The 24,396-nt window shown below is 56.6% G+C and carries 20 protein-coding genes, 1 pseudogene and 1 riboswitch; of the genes and pseudogenes, 9 read left to right on the forward strand and 12 right to left on the reverse strand.

Going from position 1 to position 24,396, the window contains the following annotated elements; all coding sequences use genetic code 11:
* Positions 1-54 precede the first annotated feature (54 nt).
* Positions 55-933, forward strand: coding sequence for an aromatic amino acid DMT transporter YddG (yddG, locus tag V6940_RS19225; RefSeq protein WP_333496951.1), 879 nt, complete (start codon positions 55-57; stop codon positions 931-933).
* Here yddG and V6940_RS19230 read toward each other — a convergent pair.
* The 7 genes from V6940_RS19230 to V6940_RS19260 form a co-directional block, all read right to left on the reverse strand.
* Positions 930-1,703 carry a 1,6-dihydroxycyclohexa-2,4-diene-1-carboxylate dehydrogenase gene (locus V6940_RS19230; protein WP_333496952.1) on the reverse strand — a complete coding sequence of 258 codons (774 nt, stop codon included), beginning with the start codon at positions 1,701-1,703 and terminating at the stop codon, positions 930-932. The genes yddG and V6940_RS19230 overlap by 4 nt on opposite strands.
* Positions 1,704-1,712: 9 nt before the next feature.
* Complete coding sequence (benC, locus tag V6940_RS19235) at positions 1,713-2,729, reverse strand: benzoate 1,2-dioxygenase electron transfer component BenC (RefSeq protein ID WP_333496953.1); 1,017 nt, start codon at positions 2,727-2,729, stop codon at positions 1,713-1,715.
* Between the two features lie 9 nt (positions 2,730-2,738).
* Entirely contained in the window at positions 2,739-3,224 is a 486-nt protein-coding gene (gene benB, locus V6940_RS19240) for a benzoate 1,2-dioxygenase small subunit (protein WP_333496954.1), read from the reverse strand.
* A complete protein-coding gene (locus tag V6940_RS19245) occupies positions 3,224-4,606 on the reverse strand; it encodes a Rieske 2Fe-2S domain-containing protein (protein ID WP_333496955.1) in 1,383 nt (460 codons plus the stop codon). The genes benB and V6940_RS19245 overlap by 1 nt, the downstream gene beginning before the upstream one ends.
* A 102-nt stretch (positions 4,607-4,708) precedes the next feature.
* Positions 4,709-5,635, reverse strand: coding sequence for a catechol 1,2-dioxygenase (gene catA / locus V6940_RS19250; protein ID WP_333496956.1), 927 nt, complete (start codon positions 5,633-5,635; stop codon positions 4,709-4,711).
* 69 nt (positions 5,636-5,704) lie between these two features.
* On the reverse strand, positions 5,705-5,995 hold the full coding sequence (catC, locus tag V6940_RS19255) for a muconolactone Delta-isomerase (protein WP_110276564.1): 291 nt from the start codon (positions 5,993-5,995) through the stop codon (positions 5,705-5,707).
* 12 nt (positions 5,996-6,007) lie between these two features.
* Positions 6,008-7,126 (reverse strand): muconate cycloisomerase family protein, encoded by a 1,119-nt coding sequence (locus tag V6940_RS19260; RefSeq protein ID WP_333496957.1) that lies wholly within the window; start codon positions 7,124-7,126, stop codon positions 6,008-6,010.
* Between the two features lie 220 nt (positions 7,127-7,346).
* Here V6940_RS19260 and V6940_RS19265 point away from each other — a divergent pair.
* Positions 7,347-8,184, forward strand: a pseudogene (locus tag V6940_RS19265) (IclR family transcriptional regulator domain-containing protein).
* Between the two features lie 3 nt (positions 8,185-8,187).
* On the opposite strand, the gene V6940_RS19270 reads toward V6940_RS19265, so the two are convergent.
* Positions 8,188-9,678 carry an MFS transporter gene (locus V6940_RS19270; RefSeq protein WP_333496959.1) on the reverse strand — a complete coding sequence of 497 codons (1,491 nt, stop codon included), beginning with the start codon at positions 9,676-9,678 and terminating at the stop codon, positions 8,188-8,190.
* 124 nt (positions 9,679-9,802) lie between these two features.
* On the opposite strand from V6940_RS19270, the gene V6940_RS19275 reads away from it, so the two are divergent.
* The 7 genes from V6940_RS19275 to V6940_RS19305 all read left to right on the forward strand — a co-directional run bounded on the left by V6940_RS19275 (position 9,803) and on the right by V6940_RS19305 (position 20,166).
* Complete coding sequence (locus V6940_RS19275) at positions 9,803-10,384, forward strand: TetR family transcriptional regulator (protein ID WP_333496960.1); 582 nt, start codon at positions 9,803-9,805, stop codon at positions 10,382-10,384.
* A 176-nt stretch (positions 10,385-10,560) separates the two neighbouring features.
* Complete coding sequence (locus V6940_RS19280) at positions 10,561-11,946, forward strand: NarK family nitrate/nitrite MFS transporter (protein WP_333496961.1); 1,386 nt, start codon at positions 10,561-10,563, stop codon at positions 11,944-11,946.
* Between the two features lie 137 nt (positions 11,947-12,083).
* On the forward strand, positions 12,084-15,824 hold the full coding sequence (locus tag V6940_RS19285; protein ID WP_333496962.1) for a nitrate reductase subunit alpha: 3,741 nt from the start codon (positions 12,084-12,086) through the stop codon (positions 15,822-15,824).
* A complete protein-coding gene (narH, locus tag V6940_RS19290) occupies positions 15,821-17,347 on the forward strand; it encodes a nitrate reductase subunit beta (protein WP_185666286.1) in 1,527 nt (508 codons plus the stop codon). Before V6940_RS19285 ends, narH begins: the two co-directional genes overlap by 4 nt.
* On the forward strand, positions 17,347-18,042 hold the full coding sequence (narW, locus tag V6940_RS19295) for a nitrate reductase molybdenum cofactor assembly chaperone (RefSeq protein WP_333496963.1): 696 nt from the start codon (positions 17,347-17,349) through the stop codon (positions 18,040-18,042). The genes narH and narW overlap by 1 nt, the downstream gene beginning before the upstream one ends.
* Positions 18,039-18,719 (forward strand): respiratory nitrate reductase subunit gamma, encoded by a 681-nt coding sequence (gene narI / locus V6940_RS19300; RefSeq protein WP_333496964.1) that lies wholly within the window; start codon positions 18,039-18,041, stop codon positions 18,717-18,719. Before narW ends, narI begins: the two co-directional genes overlap by 4 nt.
* 194 nt (positions 18,720-18,913) lie before the next feature.
* A riboswitch (M-box (ykoK) riboswitch) is annotated at positions 18,914-19,098 on the forward strand.
* 54 nt (positions 19,099-19,152) lie between these two features.
* On the forward strand, positions 19,153-20,166 hold the full coding sequence (locus V6940_RS19305; protein WP_333496965.1) for a magnesium transporter: 1,014 nt from the start codon (positions 19,153-19,155) through the stop codon (positions 20,164-20,166).
* Between the two features lie 146 nt (positions 20,167-20,312).
* Here the strand turns inward: V6940_RS19305 and V6940_RS19310 are convergent, their stop codons facing one another.
* The 4 genes from V6940_RS19310 to V6940_RS19325 all read right to left on the reverse strand — a co-directional run bounded on the left by V6940_RS19310 (position 20,313) and on the right by V6940_RS19325 (position 24,346).
* Entirely contained in the window at positions 20,313-20,834 is a 522-nt protein-coding gene (locus V6940_RS19310; RefSeq protein WP_333496966.1) for a shikimate kinase, read from the reverse strand.
* Between the two features lie 41 nt (positions 20,835-20,875).
* Positions 20,876-21,667 (reverse strand): MBL fold metallo-hydrolase, encoded by a 792-nt coding sequence (locus V6940_RS19315; protein ID WP_333496967.1) that lies wholly within the window; start codon positions 21,665-21,667, stop codon positions 20,876-20,878.
* A 102-nt stretch (positions 21,668-21,769) separates the two neighbouring features.
* Complete coding sequence (gene nhoA, locus V6940_RS19320; RefSeq protein WP_333496968.1) at positions 21,770-22,615, reverse strand: N-hydroxyarylamine O-acetyltransferase; 846 nt, start codon at positions 22,613-22,615, stop codon at positions 21,770-21,772.
* 78 nt (positions 22,616-22,693) lie between these two features.
* Positions 22,694-24,346: an ABC transporter permease gene (locus tag V6940_RS19325; RefSeq protein WP_333496969.1), complete on the reverse strand. Its 1,653-nt coding sequence runs from the start codon at positions 24,344-24,346 to the stop codon at positions 22,694-22,696.
* Between the last annotated feature and the right edge of the window lie 50 nt (positions 24,347-24,396).

Below are 24,396 nucleotides of genomic sequence, written 5' to 3' on the forward strand. Positions count from 1 at the left end.
CGGCAAAAAAATGCTATAACCGCAGACTTCGTTTGTAAAAGCATCAGGTTAGAGATGGATAAAAAGAGAGCGACGCTGACGGGACTCACCGCCATCGTATTATGGAGCACCATGGTGGGGCTGATTCGCGGCGTCAGCGAAGGGCTTGGCCCGGTGGGCGGTGCAGCAATGATCTACAGCCTGAGCGGCCTGTTGCTTATTTTTACCGTCGGTTTCCCGCAGTTGCGTCAAATCCCGCCGCGTTATCTTGTAGCCGGCAGCGTGCTGTTTGTTAGCTATGAAATTTGTCTCGCGCTTTCACTTGGCTATGCGGGCACCCGCCAACAGGCGATTGAAGTCGGCATGGTCAATTATCTCTGGCCGAGCCTGACCATTTTGTTTGCTATTCTGTTCAACGGCCAAAAAAGCAGCTTATGGGTGATTCCAGGTTTATTGCTCTCGCTATTCGGCGTGACCTGGGTACTAGGCGGCGAACACGGTCTGGATATCGCAGAAATAACCCGCAATGTTATCTCAAGCCCGCTGAGCTATATTCTGGCCTTCGTTGGCGCATTTATCTGGGCGGCCTACTGCACCGTCACCGCCAGATATGCCAAAGGCAAAAATGGTATTACGCTGTTTGTTTTATTAACGGCGCTCAGCCTGTGGGTGAAATTCCTGCTAAGCGAACAGCCACCGATGATCTTCAGCTGGCCGGTGGTGATTAAACTGGTTCTGTGCGCACTGGCATTAGGATTAGCCTATGCAGCGTGGAACGTCGGCATTCTGCACGGCAATGTCAGTCTGCTGGCCGCCGCCTCTTACTTTACACCGGTGCTCTCCTCAGCGCTGGCGGCCGTTCTGCTCAGCGCCGCACTTTCGTGGTCATTCTGGCAGGGAGCCGCCATGGTCTGCGCGGGCTCCCTGCTCTGCTGGTATGCCACCCGGCGTTAGCCTAGGTCGCCTCCCGCTACCGGCAGCGTCACCCCGGTGATGTAGCTGGCCTCATCGCTGGCGAGAAACAGGATAGCATTTGCCTGTTCCGCCAGCGTGCCGTAACGATGCATCAGGCTGCTTGCCACCGTTTGATCCACCACCTGCTGATACCACGCCTTTTCCTGCTCTGTCGGCTGCTCGTCATTACGTGGCGTCAGGCGTGCCGGTGCATCGGTGCCTCCCGGCGCAACGGCGTTAATCCGAATACCGCTATCGCTATATTCAAGGGCCAGCGAACGGGTCAGCGCGTTCACGCCGCCTTTCGCCGCCGAATAAGGAACCCGGTTCACCCCAGCCGTCGCCACCGATGAGATATTCACGATACTGCCTTTACCCTGCTTCAGCATCCACGGCAGCGCCGCCCGGCAGCTCCAGAGCGTAGGGAACAGCGAACGGCGGATCTCTTTTTCAATCTGATCCGGCAGATATTCCGCAAATGGTCGTGCCCAGATGGTTCCGCCGACATTATTAATCACCACGTCCAGGCGGCCAAAGTGCGCCACGCCGTCGGCAAATACCCGTTCGGTGCTCTCCCACTGCTCAAGGTCGGCTTCCAGCGCCAGCACGTCACAGCCGGCGGCGGCCAGCGTCGCCGCCAGTTCGTGCACGTAGCGTGAACGATCAATCAATAGCAGACGCGCGCCTTCACGAGCAGCCTGTTCGGCGGTCTGACGACCAATGCCCTGTGCGGCGCCGGTGATTGCCAGCACTTTATCGGTAAATCGCATGATTGCTCCTTATGCCGCCGCGCTCTGGCTGGCGATAAACTTCTCATACCAGAACCCCGCAGGCGAGATCCCCCGTTCACGCAGCGCCGTAGAGACGGCGTTAACCATCGGCGGCGGGCCGCACAGATAGATATCGACGTCACCGTCGTTCAGCATGGCCTCATCAAGATGCTCGGTCACAAAACCGCGCTGCGGGCATGCGCTCTGCGCATCGGCCACCACCGGTAACCAGCGGTACCCCGGCAGTTGAGCGACAAAGGCGTCAAGCTCTTGCGTCTTGACCAGGTCACCGTCACGGGTCACGCCGTACAGCAGCGTCACCGGACGACTGCTTCCCTGTGCCGCCAGAGTTTGCAGCATCGACAATAGTGGTGCCAGGCCCGTTCCCCCCGCTAACATCAGCAGCGGGCGTTCACCGTTTCGCAGATAGAAGCTGCCCATCGGGCCGCTCAGCGTCAGCCGATCGCCCGGACGGGCGCGCTGGGTCAGCCACTGGCTCATTAGGCCTCCCGGCACGTTGCGAATCAGGAAGCTGCCCACGCCTGCGCCGGGCAACGAGCTAAACGAATAGGCACGAACCTGCGGCGTGCCGGGCACCTGAATATTGATGTACTGTCCGGGCAGAAACGCGAGCGCATCGTCGAGTTTAACCACCAGCTCAATGGCGGTGTCGGAGAGCAAATTCACCTGCTGCACCTCCGCCCCTAGCGTCGCCAGCGCGGTTTTGCACTGCGCGGCCGCCACCGGCACATCAATCACGCAGTCGCTGGTCGGCACCATCTGGCAGGTCAGCACCTGGCGTTCGTCGGCTTCCTCTTCGCTTAACGCCTCTTCGAGATAATCGTCCCCCAGACCATACTCCCCGCTGGTGCAGTGACACTTACAGGTTCCGCACACGCCATCGGAACAGTCCATCGGCAGATTCACCTTCTGGCGATAGGCGGCATCCAGCACTTTCTCACCAGCGTTACACTGAATAAAACGGGTGATGCCGTCCTCAAAATTGAGCGCAATGTTAAAGGTCATAGGCACCTCTTAAATGTGGTAAACGTCAATCACCTGACGGATGTAGTCGTTATTCAGGCGCACGGTTTTGCGGATGATTTGCGGCTGCCCATCGTTGTCGACCAACGTGCAGCAGGTCGAGCCAAACCATGCATCGGTATGCTGATAGCGATGGCAATAGGTCACCCAGTTGTAGCGCACCTCCATGCCCTGCTCGGTTTCCCCCAGCAGCTCAACGTTGCTGATCATATGGGTGGTGCGCGGCTCGGGCGTGCTCGCCCCGGAGCGTTCGGTCTTAATGCGGTATATCCGGTCTTCCAGACCATCGCGGCTCGGGTAGTAGATCAACGAAATTTCACGCTGCGGGTCGCGGGTGAGCTTGTCGTCGTCGCCCCAGGCGGGCATCCAGTACACCACCTTCGGGCTGTAGCAGTTCAGCCACTCATCCCACTGACGATCGTCCAGCAGTCGGGCTTCGTAATAGAGAAACTGGCGAACCTGTTCGAGGGTCAACATCAGGCCACCTCCACACGTTGGGTAATTGACTGGTCATAACGCTGCTGCTCTTTTTCCAGCACCGCCAGCATCACGTTCTGCCAGTGGTGATGATGGGCGATATAGAGCGCTTCATCTTCCGATTTCACGCCGCTCAGCAGCGGGCGGAATCCCGATTGCTGCGCATGCTCATCCGGGCCATCGACCCAGTGCAGCGCACCGCGGCTCAGATCGCTCCACGGCAGATTTTCGCCGTGATAGCCGCGCTGGCAGGCGCTGAACTCTTCGAGATCGTCCGGTGTTCCCATGCCACTGACGTTAAAGAAATCCTCGTACTGACGAATGCGCAGCGCGCGCGCCTGGTCAGATTCACCCTTCGGCGCAAAGCACCAGATGGTGACTTCGGTTTTATCCACTGAAATCGGGCGGATCACGCGGATCTGAGTGGAGAACTGATCCATCAGGTAGACGTTGGGATAGAGACACAGGTTGCGCGTTTCGTTGACCATTTGGTCGGCGCGGGAGTCACCAAACTCGGCCTGCAGGCGCTCACGATGTTCATAAACCGGGCGCACTTCCGGGTTCAGCGCCCGCGTCCACAGCAGCATATGGCCGTTATCAAAGCCGTAGCCGCCGCCGATGCTTTTCGACCAGCCGTTAGCATCCACCGCATGGGTGCCTTCCGCTTCGTAGTTGCGGCGCGACATGGTTGAGGCATAGTTCCAGTGCACCACGCTGACGTGATAACCGTCGGCCCCGTTTTCCGCCCCGAGCTTCCAGTTACCTTCGTAGACATAGCTTGAGGAGCCGTTAAGTACTTCCAGCCCTTCCGCCGCCTGGTCAACGATCAGGTCGATAATCTTGCAGGTTTCCCCGAGATACGCCTCCAGCGGCTGAACATCGTCGCTCAGGCTGCCGAACAGGAACCCGCGATAGGACTGGAAACGCGGTAATTTTTGTAAATCGTGCGAGCCTTCATGCTTAAAGCTTTCCGGGTAGCCGCCGGTACTTTCATCTTTGGCTTTTAATAGCTTGCCATTATTACTGAACGTCCAGCCGTGGAATGGACAGGTAAATGAATTCTTATTCCCGGTTTTGCGTCGACATAGCATCGCGCCACGGTGGGCGCAGCTATTAATTAACGCATGGAGCTCGTTCTTTTTGTCACGGGTAATCATCACCGGTTGGCGCCCCAGGGTCAGCGTATAATAATCACCCGCTTCGGGTATTTGGCTTTCATGGGCCAGGAACGCCCAATTACCTTCAAAGATGTGCTTCATTTCAAAATCAAATAACTGCTGATCGGTAAATATTGAGCGATGACAGCGATAAATATGATTCTCACGATCCACAATTAACGCATTGTTGATTTTATCTTTCATCGTGGTGAACATTTTTTGCATGAGTCGTCCCCTCCTGCATCTTTCAGGAATAAAGTGTAATATTCAGAGATGGTCATTATTCCCCGGCCATATAAAGCCGGAGAATAAAATGAACGCAGCGAATTACTCTTGTGCGCGCAGGCGCGTACCGCGATGTTCTTCGTCGGTGCTGAGCGCTTTACACAGGGTCAAATCAAAACGCACTTCGGTATGTTCACCGTCCAGTTCACGCTGCTGAATCAGCGTGCGGTCGGTCACTTTAACCGGGTCGGCAATCAGCCCATCACGGGTGGCAAAAGCAAAATCATCCCACAGATATTTATCACCGTTGAGGTTAATCTGGCTGGTCAGATGCTTATGGCCAGGCGCAGAAACGAAGAAGTGAATATGCGCCGGACGATTGCCGTGACGACCCAGACGGTCAAGCAGCTTCTGGGTTGGGCCGTCCGGCGGGCAGCCATAACCGGATGGCATAATGCTGCGCACGCTGTAGCGTCCATCCGCGCCGGTACGAATACGGCGGCGCAGGTTGTATTCGCTCTGGCTCTGGTCAAAGAAGGAGTAGTTGCCGAGGGTATTGGCGTGCCAGATATCGACGATCGCGTTAGCCACCGGGCGGCCCTGGGTGTCGTTAACCTGCCCGTACAACCACATCACTTCACCGGCATCTTTACCATCATCCATACGGGTATATCCATCGGCCAGCGGCGCGTTCGCGACGTACAGTGGGCCTTCGATGGTACGCGGCGTACCGGTTTCCCGCTGAGCGGCGGCGTCAATGGCATCCTGGCGTAGGTCGAGGAAGTGTTCAAGACCCAGCCCCGCCGCCAGCAGCGCAGCCTCCTGGCGGCCCCCTAATTCGTGGAGGTAATTCACCGCGTGCCAGAACTCCTCTTCCGTCACGTTATAGTCATCAATCAGCGTGCAGATATTTTCCAGCAGGCGATGAACAATCGATTTAAACCGCTCGTCGCCGCCTTCCACATTTAAACCAGCACCTTCACGTAATAATTTCTGCATAGCATCTTGTTTTACGAATGCATTACTCATAATTATTCTCACTTATTATCGTAGGATATTCGCCGGTTTAACCCGGCGCGAGGTTAGCTTTTCTTATTATTAACGGTCGTCTTCGCGAATCGATGAAGGATGGCGGCAAAGCGCCTCCACGCGAATTTGCATAAAGGGATACAGCGGTAAAGCCATTAATATCTGATGCAATTCTTCGGCATCTTTCACATCAAAAATACTGACATTGGCGTAAAGACCGGCAACGCGCCAGATATGCCGCCATTTCCCTTCTCGCTGCAACTGTTGCGAATAATTTTTCTCCCGCAGTTTTATTTCCTCAATTTCAGCAGCAGGAAATCCCAGCGGAATATTCACGGTCATATCAACTTTAAATAACATCATGCTCTCCCATTACGCTTTACGGCTGTAATAGCGCAGTTTGTCTTCATCCAGTTCTACGCCCAGACCCGGCGTTTGCGGCAGCGTCACCACACCTTCGGCAAAAGTGAGCGGGACGCTGACAATGTCATCTTTGAGCAGCAGCGGGCCAAACATCTCGGTGCCCCACTGCAGCGGTAGCGTTGACCAGGCGTGCAGCGAAGCAACGGTACCGACAGTGCCTTCCAGCATGGTGCCGCCATATAGCCCTACGCCCGCGGCCTTAGCCACGTTAGCCAGCGCCAGCACGCTTTGCGGGCCACCGGCTTTGGCTATTTTCAGCGCATAGGCACCGCTAAAACCCTGCTGTGCTAGCCGGTAGCCGTCGTAATGGGTCGATACCGCTTCATCGGCCAGAATAGCGGTTTCAATCTGATGGCTCAGCCGTACCAGCGCGGCGTTGTCCTGCGCGCTGACCGGCTGTTCAATCAGATCGACGCCCATCGCTGCCAGTTCACGGCAGCCTTTTGCGGCTACCGTCGCATCCCACGCCTGGTTAACGTCAACGCGAATACTGGCCCGGTCGCCCAGCGCTTCCACAATGCTACGGGTGTGGCGCAGATCGGTCGCCAGTTCGCGGGCACCAATCTTTAACTTGAAGGCCTGGTGACGTCGCTCCGCCAGCAGCCTTTCGCCCTCGGCGATATCTTTTGCCGTGTCGCCGCTGGCCAGCGTCCACAGCACCGGCAATGATGTGCAGAGCGCCCCGCCCAGCAGCGCGGAAACTGGCAGCCCCAGCGCCTTACCCTGCGCATCCAGCAGCGCAGTTTCGATGGCCGATTTGGCAAAAGTGTTGCCCCTGACCGCGCTGTTCATTCGCGCGGTCAGCGCATTGAGATTATCGGCGGGCTGACCTTTGAGTAACGGCAGCAGATAATCGTTAATCGCCGAGGCGATCGCCTCCGGGCTTTCCACGCCGTAGCTCAGGCCACCAATGGTGGTCGCCTCTCCGATACCGTCGATGCCATCCGAACGCGTTAATCGGATAATCACCAGCGTCTGGCAGCCCATGGTGGTCATCGACAGCTTGTGTGGCCGAATCGTCGGCACATCCACCAGCCAGCTTTCAATATGTTCTATGGTCGCGCTCATTTTCTCTTCCTGCTCATCAATTGCGTCACGTCTAATGCCCCTGAATATCACGTGGGGTAACGATGCTTTTGACAATAGGTCTGGGCGAGGAAAACGGTCAACGGCGGTCATCGAAATGTTGTGCGATAATCGACGCGCTTGTTAAATTGCGGTTAATAATGTGATCGCAGTGGGAAAACCAGCACGCCAAATCGCCGCGGTTTTTCCCCACGATATAGTGATGCTCAGTGAGCCTATAGCTTTTGTCGTAGAGGGATGAAATGAGCGATAAAAAAACGGATACCCTTAGTGCCCGCCAGGCCGAACACAACCCTAATTTTATGCTTTCACTGGCGCGAGGGTTGGAAGTGCTAAGCGCATTTACCCCACAGCGCCAGCGTCTGACCATCTCCCAGCTCAGCCAGAAAACACAGATCTCTCGCGCGGCGGTTCGCCGCTGCCTGTATACCCTGGCGGCACTCGGCATGGTGCATAGCCCGGATGGCCGTAGCTATGAACTGCTGCCGCGCGTGCTGGCGGTCGGTCATGCTTATCTGGCAGGTACGCCGCTGGCGAAGGTAGCGCAGAGCGCGCTGGACAGTCTGGGTAAAGCGCTGGGCGAGTCCTGTTCCGCCGCAACGCTGGACGGCGATAACGTGCTCTATATCGCCCGTTCAGCGGTGAATAACCTGCTCAGCGTGGATATTGGTCGCGGCAGCCGCCTACCCGCGTGGGCAACTTCAATGGGGCGCGTACTGCTGAGTGCGCTGCCGGAAGAACAATTAGAAGTGACGTTGTCACGTGCGAATTTGATTCGTTATACCCCGCATACCCTGTGCGATGTGGTGAGCTTACGCGAAGAAATAGCCCGCGTACGTATGCAGGGCTACGCGATCGCCGACCGGCAAATTGAGGTGGGATTGTGTTCGTTAGCGGTACCGTTGCTCTCGCGGAGCGGACAAACGGTAGCCGCATTGAACGTTGGCGTGCCGGCTGGCTCTATCAACGCAGCCGCGCTGAAAGAGAAAGCCCTCGCACCGCTGCGACGGGCAGCGATGGAGCTTTCTCTTCAGCTTTAAGGGTTAATTTAACGCGGGTGCTTTCGCCAGACTGCGCCAGATACCGGCAGCCAGCAACAGAAGCAGCACCCCCGCCGTCGCCAGCACGATGCTGTGTGAGTTGATAAACGCCGTTTTGGCCGCGTCAATCAGGCTTTGCGCCGGAATGGCGGGCATCGACTGCGCCAGCTTTATCGCTTCGCTAATCGACGATGCCGCCTGCTCGGTCGCCGCACCGTCTACCCCAGCGGGAAGTACAATTGACGAGGTGTAGCTGCGGGTCAGGATCAGGCCAAACAGCGCAATACCCAGCCCCGCGCCCAGCTCGTAGGCCATGGTTTCAATGGCCCCTGCGGCCGCCGCTTTCTCTTTCGGTGCCGCCGCCATAATCGCCGAGCTGGAGGCCAGCAGCGCGCTGGCAACGCTAAAGCCCAGCAGCGTCATCAGCCCCCACGCCTGCCATTGCTGAGTGCTGAAATCAGTCATCGACAGGCCAAGGAAGCTCAGCGCGCTTAACAGCATCCCGCCGGTAGCCACTTCACGTAGCCCCAGCTTTGACACCAGCATCCCGGCAATTGGGCCGCTGAATCCGCTTGCCACCATCACCGGTAGCATAAATAGCCCAGCTTCAAACGGCGTTTTGCCATGCACAAACTGCAATTCCTGCGCCATCAACAATTCAAACCCGACCAGGGTAATCAGCGCCGTCATCGCCATCATGACCCCGCTTAAAATAATACGATGGGTAAACAGGCGCATATCCACCATCGGGCGGGTCGCCGAGAGCTGCTTACGGACAAACCAGTACAGCATGCCGGCACCGGCAATTGCCACCATCGCCACCAGCCACAGCGCAAGCTGCCCTTTCAGCGCTGATTTGGCGCTAAACACCAGCATCAGGATGGCGGCAATCAGCACCAGCGCCTGGAAGAGATTCAGCGGCTGCTCGCGTCGCGCAGGCTGGCGCGGCACCACTCTGGCATTAATAGCAATCACCACCAGCACAATCGGCACGTTGATCAAGAACACCGATCCCCAATAGAAGTGCTCCAGCAGCATACCGCCCACCAGCGGGCCGAACGCCGCACCGCCGGAGCCAACGGCCGCCCACAGCCCCAGCGCCATATTACGATGACGGGCTTCAGCAAAGGTGGTACGGATCCCGGCGAGCGTGGCCGGTACAATCATCGCCGCACCAATCGCCAGCATTGCACGTGAAGCAATCAGCGTTAGCGCAGTCGGCGAAAACGCCGCGGCCAGCGATGCCAGACCAAAGATCCCGCTGCCGAGCAGCAGCAGGCGTTTAAAACCAATCTTGTCGCCGAGCGCGCCCATCGGCAGCACCATCCCGGCCATTACCAGTGAATAGATATCAATGATCCACAGCAGCTCATTGCCGCTGGTGCCCAGCGCGACGCTCAGCGTCGGCGCAGCCACGTGCAGCACGGTGGCATCAATCGCCACCGGGATATAGACCATCAGGATAGCCATGAGCGTTAACCATTGGCGTGACATTTTTCCGTTCCTCACTTCATTTTTCAGTGTTGGACATACGTCCAGGAACGAGATCCTGCCGGATTGTTGAACGCATGTCCAATTTTTTGTTATTCTCAACTAAACCCTACTTAAACGAAGAAAAATGAACTATTTAACCCGAGAAGAACGGCGGGAAGAGATCCTTAAAACCGCCATGCAGGTGGCACTAAGCGGCGGCTTCAGCGCCATGACCGTACGTAATATCGCCAGCGTTGCCGGGGTCTCCAGCGGCCAGGTGCATCACCACTTCACCTCTATTGGGGAACTCAAATCCCTCGCCTTCGTCAGGCTGATCCGTGAAATGCTCGATATGCCGCTGGTGGCCGATGATGCCAGTTGGCACGACCGCCTCTTTTCGATGCTTGGCAGCGACGATGGCCGTCTTGAACCCTACGTCCGTCTCTGGCGAGAAGCACAATTACTGGCGGACAGCGACAGCGATATTAAAGGTGCTTATCTGCTGACGATGGATATGTGGCATAAGGAAACCGTATCGCTGATTTTACAGGGCACGGAAGCCAATGAATTTCGTCCAATTGATAGCGCAGAAAATATTGCCTGGCGATTAATTGCATTAGTATGTGGACTAGATGGAATTTATGCACTAGGGATGGCGGAAATTAGCGATGAGATCTTCGCTCGTTATATACAACATTATATTACGTTAGAGCTTAACCCCACTTAATTTACATTTAGTAACAATTAACAACGTTTTATTCACGGCGCGTTTTCTTACAACGCGCTTTTTTTATCTATTCTTCAACGATAAAGCGATAAAACGGCCTGGCATTAATAATCCCCTCTCCCTACATCGCTGTTTTTCCTTTGTTTCTTTTTTATGACGCGTTCCCCGAGGGTTATATGGCAAATAATGAGAAAGAGAATCATTATCTTTTAAAAGAGTGGAAACCTGAGAATCCCAGCTTCTGGGAAAATAAAGGAAAATCAATTGCGAGGCGAAATCTGTGGATTTCCGTTGCCTGTTTATTACTCGCCTTCTGCGTCTGGATGTTATTTAGTGCCGTTGCGGTGAATCTCAATAAAGTTGGTTTTAATTTCACAACAGACCAACTCTTTTTATTAACCGCATTACCTTCGCTTTCTGGTGCAATATTACGCGTGCCCTACTCCTTTATGGTACCCATTTTGGGTGGGCGCAAATGGACGGTGTTAAGTACGGTCATTCTGGTGGTACCGTGCATCTGGCTGGGTATTGCCATTCAGAACACTTCTACTCCTTACGAAGTATTTATCATCATCGCACTGCTGTGCGGTTTCGCTGGGGCCAACTTTGCTTCCAGTATGGGCAACATCAGCTTCTTCTTCCCGAAAGCGAAGCAAGGCAGCGCGCTCGGCATTAACGGTGGGCTCGGCAACCTTGGCGTCAGTGTGATGCAGATGGTGGCACCTGCGGTGATCTTCCTGCCGATCTTCACCTTTCTTGGCGTTCACGGCGTTGCGCAGGAAGACGGTTCTATCCTGTCGCTGGCCAACGCCGCCATTATCTGGGTGCCTCTATTGATTATCGCCACCATCGCGGCCTGGGTGGGGATGAACGATATCGCCAGCTCAAAAGCCTCGGTGCGCGACCAGCTTCCGGTGCTGAAGCGCCCGCATATGTGGTTATTGAGTCTGCTTTATCTGGCGACCTTCGGCTCATTCATCGGCTTCTCTGCTGGTTTTGCGATGCTGGCGAAAACCCAGTTCCCGGACGTTAACATTCTCAAGCTGGCCTTCTTCGGGCCGTTTATCGGCGCGCTAGCGCGTTCATTCGGCGGTGTGATTTCCGATCGTCTCGGCGGCGTGAAGGTAACGCTGGTGAACTTTATATTGATGGCAGTGTTTACCGGCCTGCTGTTCCTGACGCTGCCTGGCAGTGGCTCCGGTAGCTTCCTCGCCTTCTACGTGGTGTTTATGGGCCTGTTCCTGACCGCCGGTCTCGGCAGTGGCTCCACCTTCCAGATGATCGCGGTGATTTTCCGTCAAATCACCATCGATAGCGTCAAAAAACGCGGCGGCACGGATGAAGAGGCCCAGCACGAAGCGGTTACCGATACCGCCGCCGCGCTCGGTTTTATCTCCGCTATCGGCGCGGTCGGCGGCTTCTTTATTCCGAAAGCCTTCGGCACCTCTTTAGCCATGACCGGTTCACCGGTTGGCGCCATGAAAGTGTTCTTTGTTTTTTACGTCGTCTGTGTGCTGGTGACGTGGTTGGTCTATGGCCGACGCACACCGGCAAAAAAATAACGAGAAATTTGCCGGATGGCGGCTAACGCCTTATCCGGCCTACGGGGTCGAGTGGTCTTGTAGGCCGGATAAGATGCGCGAGCATTGCCATCCGGCAAAGGCACGATGCCGAACATTATCGAAGCAGGAGAAATGTCATGAGTAAATTACTGGATCGCTTTCGCTACTTTAAGCAGAAACGCGAGACCTTTGCCAACGGTCACGGACAGGTCTACGACAACAACCGTGACTGGGAAGACAGCTATCGTCAACGCTGGCAATTCGACAAGATCGTTCGCTCGACCCACGGGGTGAACTGTACGGGTTCGTGCAGCTGGAAGATTTACGTCAAAAATGGCCTGGTCACCTGGGAAACCCAACAGACTGACTATCCCCGCACCCGCCCTGACCTGCCTAACCACGAACCACGCGGCTGTCCGCGCGGCGCCAGCTACTCCTGGTATCTCTACAGCGCCAACCGTCTGAAATACCCGCTGGCGCGTAAAAAGCTGATTGAGCTGTGGCGTGAAGCCCTCGCCGAGCACCCGGACCCGATGGTGGCCTGGGACAGCATCATGAAAGACCCGGAAAAGACCCAGAGCTACAAACAGGCACGCGGTAAAGGCGGCTTTGTACGCTCCTCGTGGAAAGAACTTAACCAGCTGATTGCCGCCGCCAACGTCTGGACAATTAAAAAGTACGGCCCCGACCGCGTGGCGGGCTTCTCGCCGATCCCCGCGATGTCGATGGTCTCCTACGCCGCCGGTACCCGCTATCTCTCCTTGATTGGCGGCACCTGCCTGAGCTTCTACGATTGGTACTGCGACTTACCGCCCGCGTCACCGATGACCTGGGGCGAGCAGACCGACGTGCCGGAATCCGCCGACTGGTACAACTCCAGCTATATCATCGCCTGGGGCTCTAACGTGCCGCAGACCCGTACCCCGGACGCCCACTTTTTCACCGAAGTGCGTTACAAAGGCACCAAGACCGTCGCCATCACCCCAGACTTCTCGGAGGTCGCCAAGCTTAGCGACCAATGGCTGGCACCGAAACAGGGTACCGACAGCGCACTGGCCATGGCAATGGGCCACGTGATCCTCAAAGCGTTCCACCTCGACAACCCAAGCGAGTACTTTATCAACTACTGCCGTCGTTATACCGACATGCCGATGCTGGTGATGCTCGACAGTCGCGATGACGGTTCGTATACCGCAGGCCGGATGCTGCGCGCCTCGGATCTGGTGGATGGGCTGGGCGAAGCCAATAACCCGGAATGGAAAACCGTGGCCTACAATCGCGACGGCGAACTGGTGGTGCCAAACGGCTCTATCGGCTTCCGTTGGGGCGAAAAAGGCAAATGGAACCTCGAGTCGCTGGCCTCTGGCAAAGAGACCGAACTGACCCTGTCGTTGCTGGACAACCGCGATACCGTCGCGGGCGTGGCGTTCCCCTACTTTGGCGGCAACGAAAACCCGCACTTCCGCAGCGTCAAACAAGACCCGATTCTGGTGCGCAAGCTGCCGGCAAAACAGCTGACCTTTGCCGATGGCAGCAGCCGTCTGGTGGTGAGCGTCTATGACCTGGTGCTGGCCAACTACGGCCTTGACCGCGGTCTGGATGATGAGCTGGCGGCGAAAAGCTTCGATGAGGTGAAAGCCTACACCCCGGCCTGGGGCGAGCAAATCACCGGTGTATCGCGCCATAACATCGAAAAAATTGCCCTTGAGTTCGCCGACACCGCGCACAAAACGCACGGTCGCTCGATGATCATCCTCGGTGCCGGGGTCAACCACTGGTACCACATGGACATGAACTACCGTGGGATGATCAACATGCTGGTGTTCTGCGGCTGCGTCGGACAGAGCGGCGGCGGCTGGGCGCACTACGTGGGCCAGGAGAAGCTGCGCCCGCAAACCGGCTGGCTGCCGCTGGCCTTCGCGCTGGACTGGAACCGCCCACCGCGCCAGATGAACAGCACCTCCTACTTCTACAACCACGCCAGCCAGTGGCGCTATGAGAAGCTGACCGCACAGGAACTACTCTCACCGCTGGCCGACCCGAATAAATATACCGGTCATCTTATCGACTTTAACGTCCGCGCCGAACGTATGGGCTGGCTGCCTTCCGCACCGCAGCTCAACCTCAACCCGCTGACCGTGAAGGCGAAGGCCGCAGCGGCGGGCATGACGCCGCAGGAGTACACCGTTCAGGGGCTGAAATCCGGCGATATCCGTTTTGCCAGCGAGCAGCCGGACAACGGCGCAAACCACCCGCGTAACCTGTTTATCTGGCGCTCCAACCTGCTGGGTTCCTCCGGTAAAGGCCACGAATACATGCTGAAGTACCTGCTCGGTGCGGACAGCGGGATTCAGGGCGAGGATCTCGGCTCGACCGACGACGTCAAACCGGAAGAAGTGGAATGGCAGACTGCCGCCATAGAGGGCAAGCTCGACCTGCTGGTGACGCTCGATTTCCGTATGTCCAGCACCTGCCTGTTCTCCGATATCGTCCTGCCGACCGCCACCTGGTACGAAAAAGACGATATGAACACCTCGGATATGCACCCGTTCATCCACCCGCTCTCCGCAGCCGTTGACCCGGCGTGGGAATCAAAAAGCGACTGGGAAATCTACAAAGGTATCGCCAAAGCGTTCTCGGAAATCTGTCAGGGCCATCTTGGCGTCGAAACCGACGTGGTGCTGCAACCGCTACAGCACGACTCCCCGGCGGAACTGGCGCAGCCGTTTGCCATTCAGGACTGGCGTAAAGGCGAATGTGACCTGATTCCGGGCAAAACCGCGCCGAACATTATCGCGGTCGAGCGTGATTATCCAGCAACCTACGAGCGCTTTACCTCGCTCGGACCGTTGATGGACAAACTCGGCAACGGCGGCAAAGGCATCGGCTGGAAAACCCAGACCGAAATAGACTTCCTCGGCAAGCTCAACTACGTCAAGCTCGACGGCCCGGCGAAAGGCCGCCCGTGCATTGAGACGGCGATTGATGCCGCCGAAGTCATCCTCACCCTCGCGCCGGAAACCAACGGTCAGGTGGCGGTGAGAGCCTGGGAAGCGCTGGGCGAGTTTACCGGCCTCAACCACACCCATCTGGCGACCAATAAAGAAGACGAGAAGATTCGCTTCCGCGATATTCAGGCGCAGCCGCGCAAAATCATCTCCAGCCCAACCTGGTCTGGCCTTGAAGATGAACACGTCTCCTATAACGCGGGTTACACCAACGTCCACGAGCTGATCCCTTGGCGTACCGTGTCGGGCCGCCAGTCGCTGTATCAGGATCACCCGTGGATGCGCGATTTTGGCGAGAGCCTGGTGGCCTATCGTCCGCCAATCGACACCCGCAGCGTCAGCCACATGAAGGAGATTCCGCCAAACGGCTTCCCGGAAAAGGCGCTGAACTTCCTGACGCCACACCAGAAATGGGGCATTCACTCCACCTATAGCGAAAACCTGCTGATGCTGACGCTGTCGCGCGGCGGGCCAATCGTCTGGCTGAGTGAAACCGACGCTAAAGAGCTGGGGATCGCCGACAACGACTGGATTGAAGCCTTCAACGCCAACGGTGCGCTCACCGCCCGTGCGGTTGTGAGCCAGCGCGTACCGCCGGGTATGACCATGATGTACCACGCCCAGGAACGTATCATGAACATTCCAGGCTCGGAGGTTACCGGACGACGCGGGGGGATCCATAACTCGGTCACCCGTATCTGCCCGAAACCGACCCATATGATTGGCGGCTATGCGCAGCTTGCCTATAGCTTCAACTACTACGGAACGGTCGGTTCGAACCGTGATGAGTTCATTATGATTCGCAAAATGAAAAACATTAATTGGCTGGATGATGAAGGCAATGACCAGGTTCAGGAGGCAGCAAAATGAAGATACGCTCACAGGTTGGGATGGTTTTAAACCTTGATAAATGCATTGGCTGCCACACCTGCTCCGTGACCTGTAAGAACGTCTGGAGCAGCCGCGAAGGGATGGAATACGCGTGGTTTAACAACGTCGAGACCAAACCGGGCATCGGTTTCCCGAAAGACTGGGAAAACCAGGAAAAATGGCAAGGCGGCTGGGTTCGCGGCATCAGCGGTAAACTGACCCCGCGCATGGGCGGCCGTCTGGGCGTGCTGTCGAAAATCTTCGCCAACCCGCTGATCCCAGGCATTGACGATTACTACGAGCCGTTCACCTACGACTACCAGCATCTGCACAATGCGCCCGAGGGCAAAAACCTGCCGACCGCCCGCCCGCGCTCGCTGATTAGCGGCCAGCGGATGAACAAAATTGAGTGGGGCCCGAACTGGGAAGAGCTGCTCGGCGGCGAGTTTGAAAAACGCGCCCACGATCAGAACTTTGCGGCGATGCAAAAGGAGATGTACGGCCAGTTCGAAAACACCTTCATGATGTACCTGCCGCGTCTGTGTGAGCACTGCCTGAACCCAAGCTGTGTTGCCACGTGCCCGAGCGGGGCTATCTACAAACGTGAAGAAGACGGCATCGTGCTGATTGACCAGGACAAGTGCCGCGGCTGGCGTATGTGTATCACCGGCTGCCCGTACAAAAAAATCTACTTCAACTGGAAGAGCGGCAAATCCGAAAAATGCATCTTCTGCTACCCACGTATTGAATCCGGCCAGCCCACCGTCTGTTCGGAAACCTGTGTGGGTCGTATTCGCTACCTCGGCGTGCTGCTCTATGATGCCGACCGCATAGAAGAAGCGGCCAGCACCGAGCACGAAACCGATCTCTACGAGCGTCAGTGCGACGTGTTCCTTGACCCGCATGACCCGGCGGTGATTGAAGAAGCGCTGAAACAGGGCATCACCCAGAACACACTGGACGCCGCGCAGCGTTCACCGGTCTACAAAATGGCGATGGACTGGAAGCTGGCGCTGCCGCTGCACCCGGAATACCGTACTCTGCCGATGGTCTGGTACGTGCCGCCTCTGTCACCCATTCAGTCCGTTGCCGATGCCGGTGGCCTGCCAAAAACCGACAGCGTTCTGCCTGCAGTGGAAAGCCTGCGCATTCCGGTACAGTACCTGGCCAACATGCTCAGCGCGGGCGACACCGGCCCGGTACTGCGCGCGCTGAAACGTATGATGGCGATGCGTCACTACAAACGTTCTCAGACCGTTGAAGGCGTGACCGACACCCGCGCGATCGAAGAAGTCGGCTTGAGCGAGGCACAGGTTGAAGAGATGTACCGCTACCTGGCGATCGCCAACTACGAAGACCGCTTTGTGATCCCAACCAGCCACCGCGAAATGGCGGAAGATGCCTTCCCGGAAAGCAAGGGCTGCGGCTTCACCTTCGGCGATGGCTGCCACGGGTCGGACACCAAGTTCAACCTGTTTAACAGCCATCGTATCGACGCCATCAATATCGGGGAGAAAAACTAATGCGGATCCTTAAAATCATCGGGCTGCTGATGGAGTACCCCGATGAGCTCAGCTGGGATAACAAGGATGAGCTGTTTGCGTTAATCGACAGCGACGCCCCAGCGCTGCGCCCGTTCCTCGAGCAGCATCTGGCGGTTTCGCTGCTCGATAAGCAGGCCGAATGGTGTGAGATTTTTGAACGCGGACGCGCGACCTCGCTACTGTTGTTTGAGCACGTGCACGCGGAGTCCCGCGACCGGGGTCAGGCGATGGTTGAGCTGATGACGCAGTATGAACAGGTCGGCCTGCAGCTGGATTGCCGCGAGCTGCCCGATCATCTGCCGCTTTATCTGGAGTATCTCAGCATTCTGCCGCCGGCTCAGGCGCAGGAAGGCCTGCAAAACGTGGCGCCGATTCTGGCGCTGATTGGTGGTCGGCTGAAGCAGCGCCAGGCACCGTGGTATCAGCTGTTCGATACCCTGCTGGCATTGGCGAATACGTCATTATCAAGTGACAGTGTCACAAAACAGGTGGCGGGAGAAGCACGAGACGATACCCGCCAGGCGCTGGATGCGGTCTGGGAAGAGGAACAGGTGAAGTTTATCGAAGATAACGCCACCGCCTGCGACAGTTCCCCGCTGCAAAGCTATCAACGACGCTTTAGCCAGGACGTGGCGCCACAGTACGTGGACGTCCGTGCGGGAGGCCCGAAATGATACAGTACCTCAACGTCTTTTTTTACGATATCTACCCTTACCTTTGCGGTACGGTGTTCCTGCTGGGCAGTTGGCTGCGCTACGACTACGGTCAGTACACCTGGCGAGCCTCCTCCAGCCAGATGCTCGACAAGCGCGGAATGGTGATTTGGTCCAACCTGTTCCACGTCGGTATTCTGGGGATCTTCTTCGGCCACTTCTTCGGCATGCTAACGCCGCACTGGGTGTATGAATCCTGGCTGCCGCTGTCGCAGAAACAGCTGATGGCAATGATTCTCGGCGGTGCCTGTGGGGTGTTGACGCTGGTCGGCGGCGCAGGCCTGCTGATTCGTCGTCTGTTCAACCCGCGTATTCGCGCGACCTCATCGACGGCGGATATTCTGATCCTCAGCATTCTGCTGATCCAGTGCTGCCTCGGTCTGACCACCATTCCGTTCTCCGCACAGCATCCGGACGGCAGCGAAATGCTGAAGCTGGTGGATTGGGCGCAGGCGGTGGTCACCTTCCACGGCGGCGCCTCCGCGCACCTGGACGGCGTGGCCTGGGTTTACCGTGTGCATCTGGTGTTGGGCATGACTATCTTCCTGCTGTTCCCGTTCACCCGCCTGGTGCACGTCTGGAGCGCGCCGGTGGAATACCTGACCCGTCGTTATCAGGTGGTACGCTCACGCCGATAGTTCCGTTATCATGATCTTACCCGGCCGAGCATCGCGACGCCGGGTTTTTTATGCCATAAACAAAATAGTAAACCTATTCTCAACCACTTTATCTTTCACCACCACAATGCGTAATAACGCGCTATATTACGCTCGTTGAATTTACCGTGGCACCTGAGGCACACGGAATATATAAATTCACTTAGCATCGTAATTAATAATCTTGTTATGGCGAGGCTCCTGAATAAACATAAGTTATCGCCCTGGTGGTATCGAGAGAGACCATCACAGGGAAATACAGGCATCCATCGAATCAAGGTGTTGCCAAGATAACTTCTGACGGCTCAAAGGCCGTGCAGATACGTTGTTCAGTGCTAAAACCGGGACGTAGGGATTTCTCTGTGCATTTCCAGTTTTGATCGCCCTATATAGAATTTCTATAGGGAACATTTTGATGTCTTATATTCATGCCACTGCGCCGCACTACCCAACCGCTCCAGCTACGGGCGATATTATCTCAAGCTACATGTCGAAAACGTTTATTTCGTTGCCGGAACCGCTTAGCGTAAAAGAAGCACGCGAAATGTTCCTGCGGCAATTAAATGACGACCATTTCCCCTGCGCCGTATTCGTGGTGTCCGGGGACAATCTGCGTGGAATATTATCGACACGCACGCTGTTACAGGCGTCCGACGATAATCAGCCGGTCGCACAACTGATGACCACCACTTTATTCCACGTCAGCCCAGATGATACCCGGGACGTGGCGGCGGGACTGATCGAAAAGCACCGCCTGACGCTGCTGCCGGTGATTGAAAACGGCAAGCTGATTGGCTGTCTGAATGAAAAAGAGATAGACCAGCTGTTAGCGGATGAAATCACCGAAGACGCGCAGCTTCAGGGGGCGACGTTACCGCTTGAAAAACCGTATCTGGAGATAAGCCCGGTGACGCTTTGGAAAAAACGCGCCGTCTGGCTGCTGCTGCTGTTTATCGCCGAAGCGTACACCAGCACCGTGATTCAGCACTTTGAAGAAGCGCTGGAGTCAGCCATTGCGCTGGCGTTCTTTATCCCGCTGCTGATTGGCACCGGGGGCAACAGCGGTACGCAGATCACTTCAACGCTGGTGCGCGCCATGGCGCTGGGCGAAGTGGGCCTGAGGGATCTGGGGCGTATTCTGCGTAAAGAGATGTCGACAGCGATGCTGGTCGCCATCACCCTCGGCGCGGCAGGCTGCCTGCGGGCGTGGATCATGGGCATTGGCCCGGAAATCACCTTTATCGTCAGCCTGACGCTGGTGTGCGTCACCATCTGGAGCGCGGTAGTCTCCTCGGTCATTCCGCTGGTTATCAAACGCATCGGTATCGACCCGGCAGTGGTTTCCGCGCCGTTTATCGCCACGCTGATTGACGGCACCGGGCTGATTATCTACTTCAAAATCGCCCAGCATTTCTTAGGGTTAAACTAACCCGTTGAGATCGTAAATGCCTGCAGCTCTGTTCGTTATCTTTCCGGGGCTGTAGGCTGGATAAGGCAATGCCGCCATCCGGCAATGTGCGGCGGGTTACCTGATGACGCTACGCTTATCAGGCCTACAAGCTTTAAATTACCCGCCTACAGTGCAGCCATAATTTTGTGAACAATGACTTCCGGTGAGCCCATGGCGAAAATCTGGATATCACCCAGCGCTATATAGTCGGTAAATCGCTGGCGAAATTTGGCTTCTTCTTTATCCCGAACGAGTCCAAATCCGCGCTTAAGCTGACGTGTAACGATGCAGCCACACGCAACATCAATATCCTTTGATGGCATAAGCAGAATCGAACGCCCGCCTTCTCGCACGCGCTGGCGGTTGCGTTCGACAATGTCCGGGCGAATATCAGTGGCAAGAAATCCGGAAGACAGCGCAAAAACCACATTCTGATGACACCGTTCAACCAATAGCGTTTCAAAAAGCGCGGCATTTTGCTCGAGATAGGTTTCATAGCCGTCAGATTTCAAGTACTCGCGGATGTTCGCAACACGCTCACAAAATTGCGCATCAAGATCGACAAACGTATACCCCAAACAAACGGCCAGTTTCTCCCCGACAGTGCTCTTTCCTGCACCACCCGGACCAATCAGAAAAAGATGCATTATTTCCCCATAAGTTAATTCGAAAAACGCCGGAAATATTGCTATTCAAACACAAACGTGTCGCCGGTTGCTGGGGAGATAATCTCCGGCAGCCACAGCTTGGCCCACGCACCGGTGCAGTGGCAACCCATCACTTTGTCGGGCTTTAGCTGCTGTAAAAACTGCCTGACCTGCCATAGCGTGCGCGGTGAAGCGCAGCGCAGATGAAAGCCGCCGATAATCGCGTGAACCTTGTCAATTCCGGTAATCCGCTGGCAGTGTCGCACAATGTTGATAATCCCACGGTGCCCGCAGCCGGTAATAATCACCAGCCCGTGCTCAGACAGGTAAATCAACACGCCCTCATCAATCACGTAATCCGTTTCATCGCCGGTTACGCCATAGGCTTGCGGTTTATCCACGGCGATTTCACCCGACCAGATAAAACGGTCGCTAATGTGCAGCGGCGCTCGGGTGTACTCCATACGATGGCGAGCGTAATCAATCTCCAGCGAAAGCTTTTTGATTTTATGGCTGCGTCCCGCCACGTTCAGCACGGCATAGCGCTCGTTACCGATGGTCGGGTGACAAATAATGCGGCTATTGTCCGGCAGCCAGGGGACGCCGCCGCAGTGATCGTAGTGACCGTGCGAGAGCACCGTCGCCGTGAGATTGTCCAGCGAAATACCCATCTGTGTAGCATTGTGCAGGAAGCTGTCATCGGGGCCGGTGTCGAAAAGAATGGAGGAAGTTTCATCCTCGAGCAGCAGACTTAATCCCGCTTTGGCTCTCAGACCGCTATCGGCACCGCGAGCCAGATGGTTTTCAAGTAATACACGAAGCGTTAATGCCATATCATCTCATCCCTGAAATATTGTAGCCCGGCCAAGCGAAGCGCCGCCGGGAAGTAGCACGGTCCTAAACCCCGGCGGCGCTTCGCTTGGCCGGGCTACGGGTTATTTCCCAGCGTCTGGATGGGTGTCGAATGCCGCCATAATGGCCGCCAGTTCGCTGACGCTAAAGCCGTATTTCGGATCGGTCACGCCAAGTCCGAAGCGGGTTTGCAGCGCTTCGTAGAGCGCGGGCACGTCCGGGAAATCAATCTTCTCGACCACATGGTTGTTATCCCAATGGGTAAAGTGGAAATTGGTCAGCGTCATTTTGCCGCCGTCCGGCAGATGGCGACACATCAGCAAATGGTGACGGAAATGCGACTGCGGCCAGTGCGCCGACCAGAAGTTGCCCATCACATAATCCGACGCGTACTGACGGCCTAAATCGAAGTGATACATCGACTGCCAGTGGTCGTGGTGGCTGAACTGTAAAATCCACTCCTGATTTTCATACAGCAGACGGTAGTCACCGTGCGGCGTGCTCTGGGTAATATCCGCCAGCAGCTTGATTGGCGCGGTCAGCGTCTGCCCGCCAAAGCCAACGTCGGCAATCCAGCGCTCGCCATCGACGTCAACCAGCAGCAGGCGGTGGGTTCGCGGCGGCATCTGCGGCGGATGCGATAACACCACGCGCCCCAGCAAGCTGCGCACGTGAAAACCGAGTTCACGCAGCACGCGCTCAAACAGACCGTTTTGTTCAAAGCAGTAGCCGCCACGACGCGCGTGAACCAGCTTATCTTCCAGTGATTGATCGTCGAGGTGCATCTCGCGCGGTAACAGCACGTCAAGGTTCTCAAACGGAATGGCGCTGTTGTGGTGAATATGCAAACTGCGCAGCGTCTCAATCGATACGTCGGGGGTTCCCGTCCAACCGAGACGAGCAAAATAAGCGCTTAAGAAAGGGGTCATCAAAGCCTCCAGCGTTGGTGTCCGTTCTTTATAACCTATTTTGCCCTGCCCACTGACCGATTTGTGCGATCGGTTAACCTACCGTGTACTTCGCTGCATTAGCCCCAGCGCGGTCAACATTAACCCCAGACCGACGAACAGCGTCAGACTCGCCATCGCCATCCCCTGACCGACCGAACCCTGCTCAAACTGCCGCCAGATAAACACCGCCACGGTCTGCGTTCCCGCAGGTGCCAGCAGCAGTGAGGTCACCAGCTCACGGGAGGCGACGGCAAATACCATCAGCATCGCCGCCAGCAGTGCCGGAAACACCAGCGGCAGCACAATCAGCCGTAGCGCCTGCCACGGCGACGCACCGTGCACCCGCGCCGCCGGTTCCAGGTTATTCCCCAGTTGACGCAGCGCGCTGCCGACATAGCGCACCGGCCACGGCAGCAGCAGGCAGCAATACGAGAGCAGCAGCATAAACCACGTATTGTAAGGCGAGACCGGCCAGAACGGCTGGTTCCACAGCAGAATCAGCCCAACGCCCACTACCACTCCTGGCAGCGCCGCGGGCATCAGCGACAGCGCGTCAATCAGCGCGCTGCCTTTGATTTTCTGAACCAGAACCAGCCAGGCCGCCACCAGCCCGAGAAGCCCGACAATCAGCGCTGACGCCAGCGCCAGCGATAAACTGGTGCCCAGCGCCGACAACGCATCGCCCTGCTGCGCGAACAGCGCGCTAAAGTGCTTCAGCGTAAAGTTGCCCATGTTCAACCCGCCAGAGAGCGTCCCCATTAGACTGGTTGCCACCATCGACGCGCCGGGAAGCAGTACCGCCAGACCACCTACGCCTCCCATGACCAGCAGCGCGGGCAACGTCATAACACCAAGCGACGCCCCGCTGTTCTCCCCCGGTTTTCCGGTAACGCTGGTGACCTCCGTCGTTCCCGTTAGCCGCTTTTGCAGCCACCAGGCGAGCAACGCCACGGTAATCAACAGCACCGAGAGCAGCGACGCGCCGGTGAGATCGATAGGCCAGTCCGCCAGTTTTTTCTCAATACCCACGGTGAGCATCACCACGCCAGCCCTTGAGCCCAGTGCCGCAGGTACGCCGTACTCTTCAATCGCCAGGGTAAAGGCCAGCAGCATCCCCGCCGCCAGCGCCGGAGAAAGCATCGGCAGCGTGACGTGCCAGAATGCCCGCCAGGCGCTCGCCCCATGAACCCGCGCAACGATAGCCAGCCGCTGCCCGCTCGCCAGCAGGCTACGCGAGACGGCAAAATAGACCACCGGGAAGATGTTCAGGGTCATCACCAGCACGATCCCGGTGCGGCTAAACAGCAGATCGTTCAGATCCCAGCCGGTCAACTGCTGCAGATAACCGTTATGCTGGAGTACCAGCATCCAGGACAGCGCGGCAATATACGGCGGCGTGAGAAACGGAATTAAAAACAGCAGATCCCACAGTTTTGGCAGCGGCAGGTTAAACAACCCGCGCAGCACGCCAAGGGGCAGACCGATAATCACGCTCATCAGCGCCACGCCGCAGGCAATCCACAAGGTTCCACCGAGCATCGGCATCAACTGGGGATCGTTGATTAAAGAGGCTATTCCACTAAACGGCTTATGCAGCGAACCGGCGCTGAACTGCGGAAAAATAGCCTGTAACAGGATGAAAAAGAGCGGTAACGCCACCAGCGCCACCAGGGCGATGAGGGTGACGAGAGAGAGGGATTTTTGTTTCACCCGAAATTCCAGATTGTAGCCCGGCCGAGCGAAGCGCCGCCGGGGTTGTG

Source organism: Kluyvera sp. CHPC 1.251 (genome assembly GCF_036759945.1).
In the GTDB taxonomy this organism is placed as follows: domain Bacteria; phylum Pseudomonadota; class Gammaproteobacteria; order Enterobacterales; family Enterobacteriaceae; genus Kluyvera; species Kluyvera sichuanensis.

Excerpts from the sequence above, each read along its gene's own strand:
- yddG (WP_333496951.1), top strand. The coding sequence starts at position 55 with ATGGATAAAAAGAGAGCGACGCTGACGGGACTCACCGCCATCGTATTA.
- V6940_RS19270 (WP_333496959.1), bottom strand. The coding sequence starts at position 9,678 with ATGTCACGCCAATGGTTAACGCTCATGGCTATCCTGATGGTCTATATC.
- V6940_RS19230 (WP_333496952.1), bottom strand. The coding sequence starts at position 1,703 with ATGCGATTTACCGATAAAGTGCTGGCAATCACCGGCGCCGCACAGGGC.
- nhoA (WP_333496968.1), bottom strand. The coding sequence starts at position 22,615 with ATGACCCCTTTCTTAAGCGCTTATTTTGCTCGTCTCGGTTGGACGGGA.
- V6940_RS19260 (WP_333496957.1), bottom strand. The coding sequence starts at position 7,126 with ATGAGCGCGACCATAGAACATATTGAAAGCTGGCTGGTGGATGTGCCG.
- V6940_RS19315 (WP_333496967.1), bottom strand. The coding sequence starts at position 21,667 with ATGGCATTAACGCTTCGTGTATTACTTGAAAACCATCTGGCTCGCGGT.
- V6940_RS19275 (WP_333496960.1), top strand. The coding sequence starts at position 9,803 with ATGAACTATTTAACCCGAGAAGAACGGCGGGAAGAGATCCTTAAAACC.
- narH (WP_185666286.1), top strand. The coding sequence starts at position 15,821 with ATGAAGATACGCTCACAGGTTGGGATGGTTTTAAACCTTGATAAATGC.
- benB (WP_333496954.1), bottom strand. The coding sequence starts at position 3,224 with ATGTTGACCCTCGAACAGGTTCGCCAGTTTCTCTATTACGAAGCCCGA.
- catA (WP_333496956.1), bottom strand. The coding sequence starts at position 5,635 with ATGAGTAATGCATTCGTAAAACAAGATGCTATGCAGAAATTATTACGT.
- narI (WP_333496964.1), top strand. The coding sequence starts at position 18,039 with ATGATACAGTACCTCAACGTCTTTTTTTACGATATCTACCCTTACCTT.
- V6940_RS19245 (WP_333496955.1), bottom strand. The coding sequence starts at position 4,606 with ATGCAAAAAATGTTCACCACGATGAAAGATAAAATCAACAATGCGTTA.
- catC (WP_110276564.1), bottom strand. The coding sequence starts at position 5,995 with ATGTTATTTAAAGTTGATATGACCGTGAATATTCCGCTGGGATTTCCT.
- benC (WP_333496953.1), bottom strand. The coding sequence starts at position 2,729 with ATGACCTTTAACATTGCGCTCAATTTTGAGGACGGCATCACCCGTTTT.
- V6940_RS19280 (WP_333496961.1), top strand. The coding sequence starts at position 10,561 with ATGGCAAATAATGAGAAAGAGAATCATTATCTTTTAAAAGAGTGGAAA.
- narW (WP_333496963.1), top strand. The coding sequence starts at position 17,347 with ATGCGGATCCTTAAAATCATCGGGCTGCTGATGGAGTACCCCGATGAG.
- V6940_RS19310 (WP_333496966.1), bottom strand. The coding sequence starts at position 20,834 with ATGCATCTTTTTCTGATTGGTCCGGGTGGTGCAGGAAAGAGCACTGTC.
- V6940_RS19305 (WP_333496965.1), top strand. The coding sequence starts at position 19,153 with ATGTCTTATATTCATGCCACTGCGCCGCACTACCCAACCGCTCCAGCT.
- V6940_RS19285 (WP_333496962.1), top strand. The coding sequence starts at position 12,084 with ATGAGTAAATTACTGGATCGCTTTCGCTACTTTAAGCAGAAACGCGAG.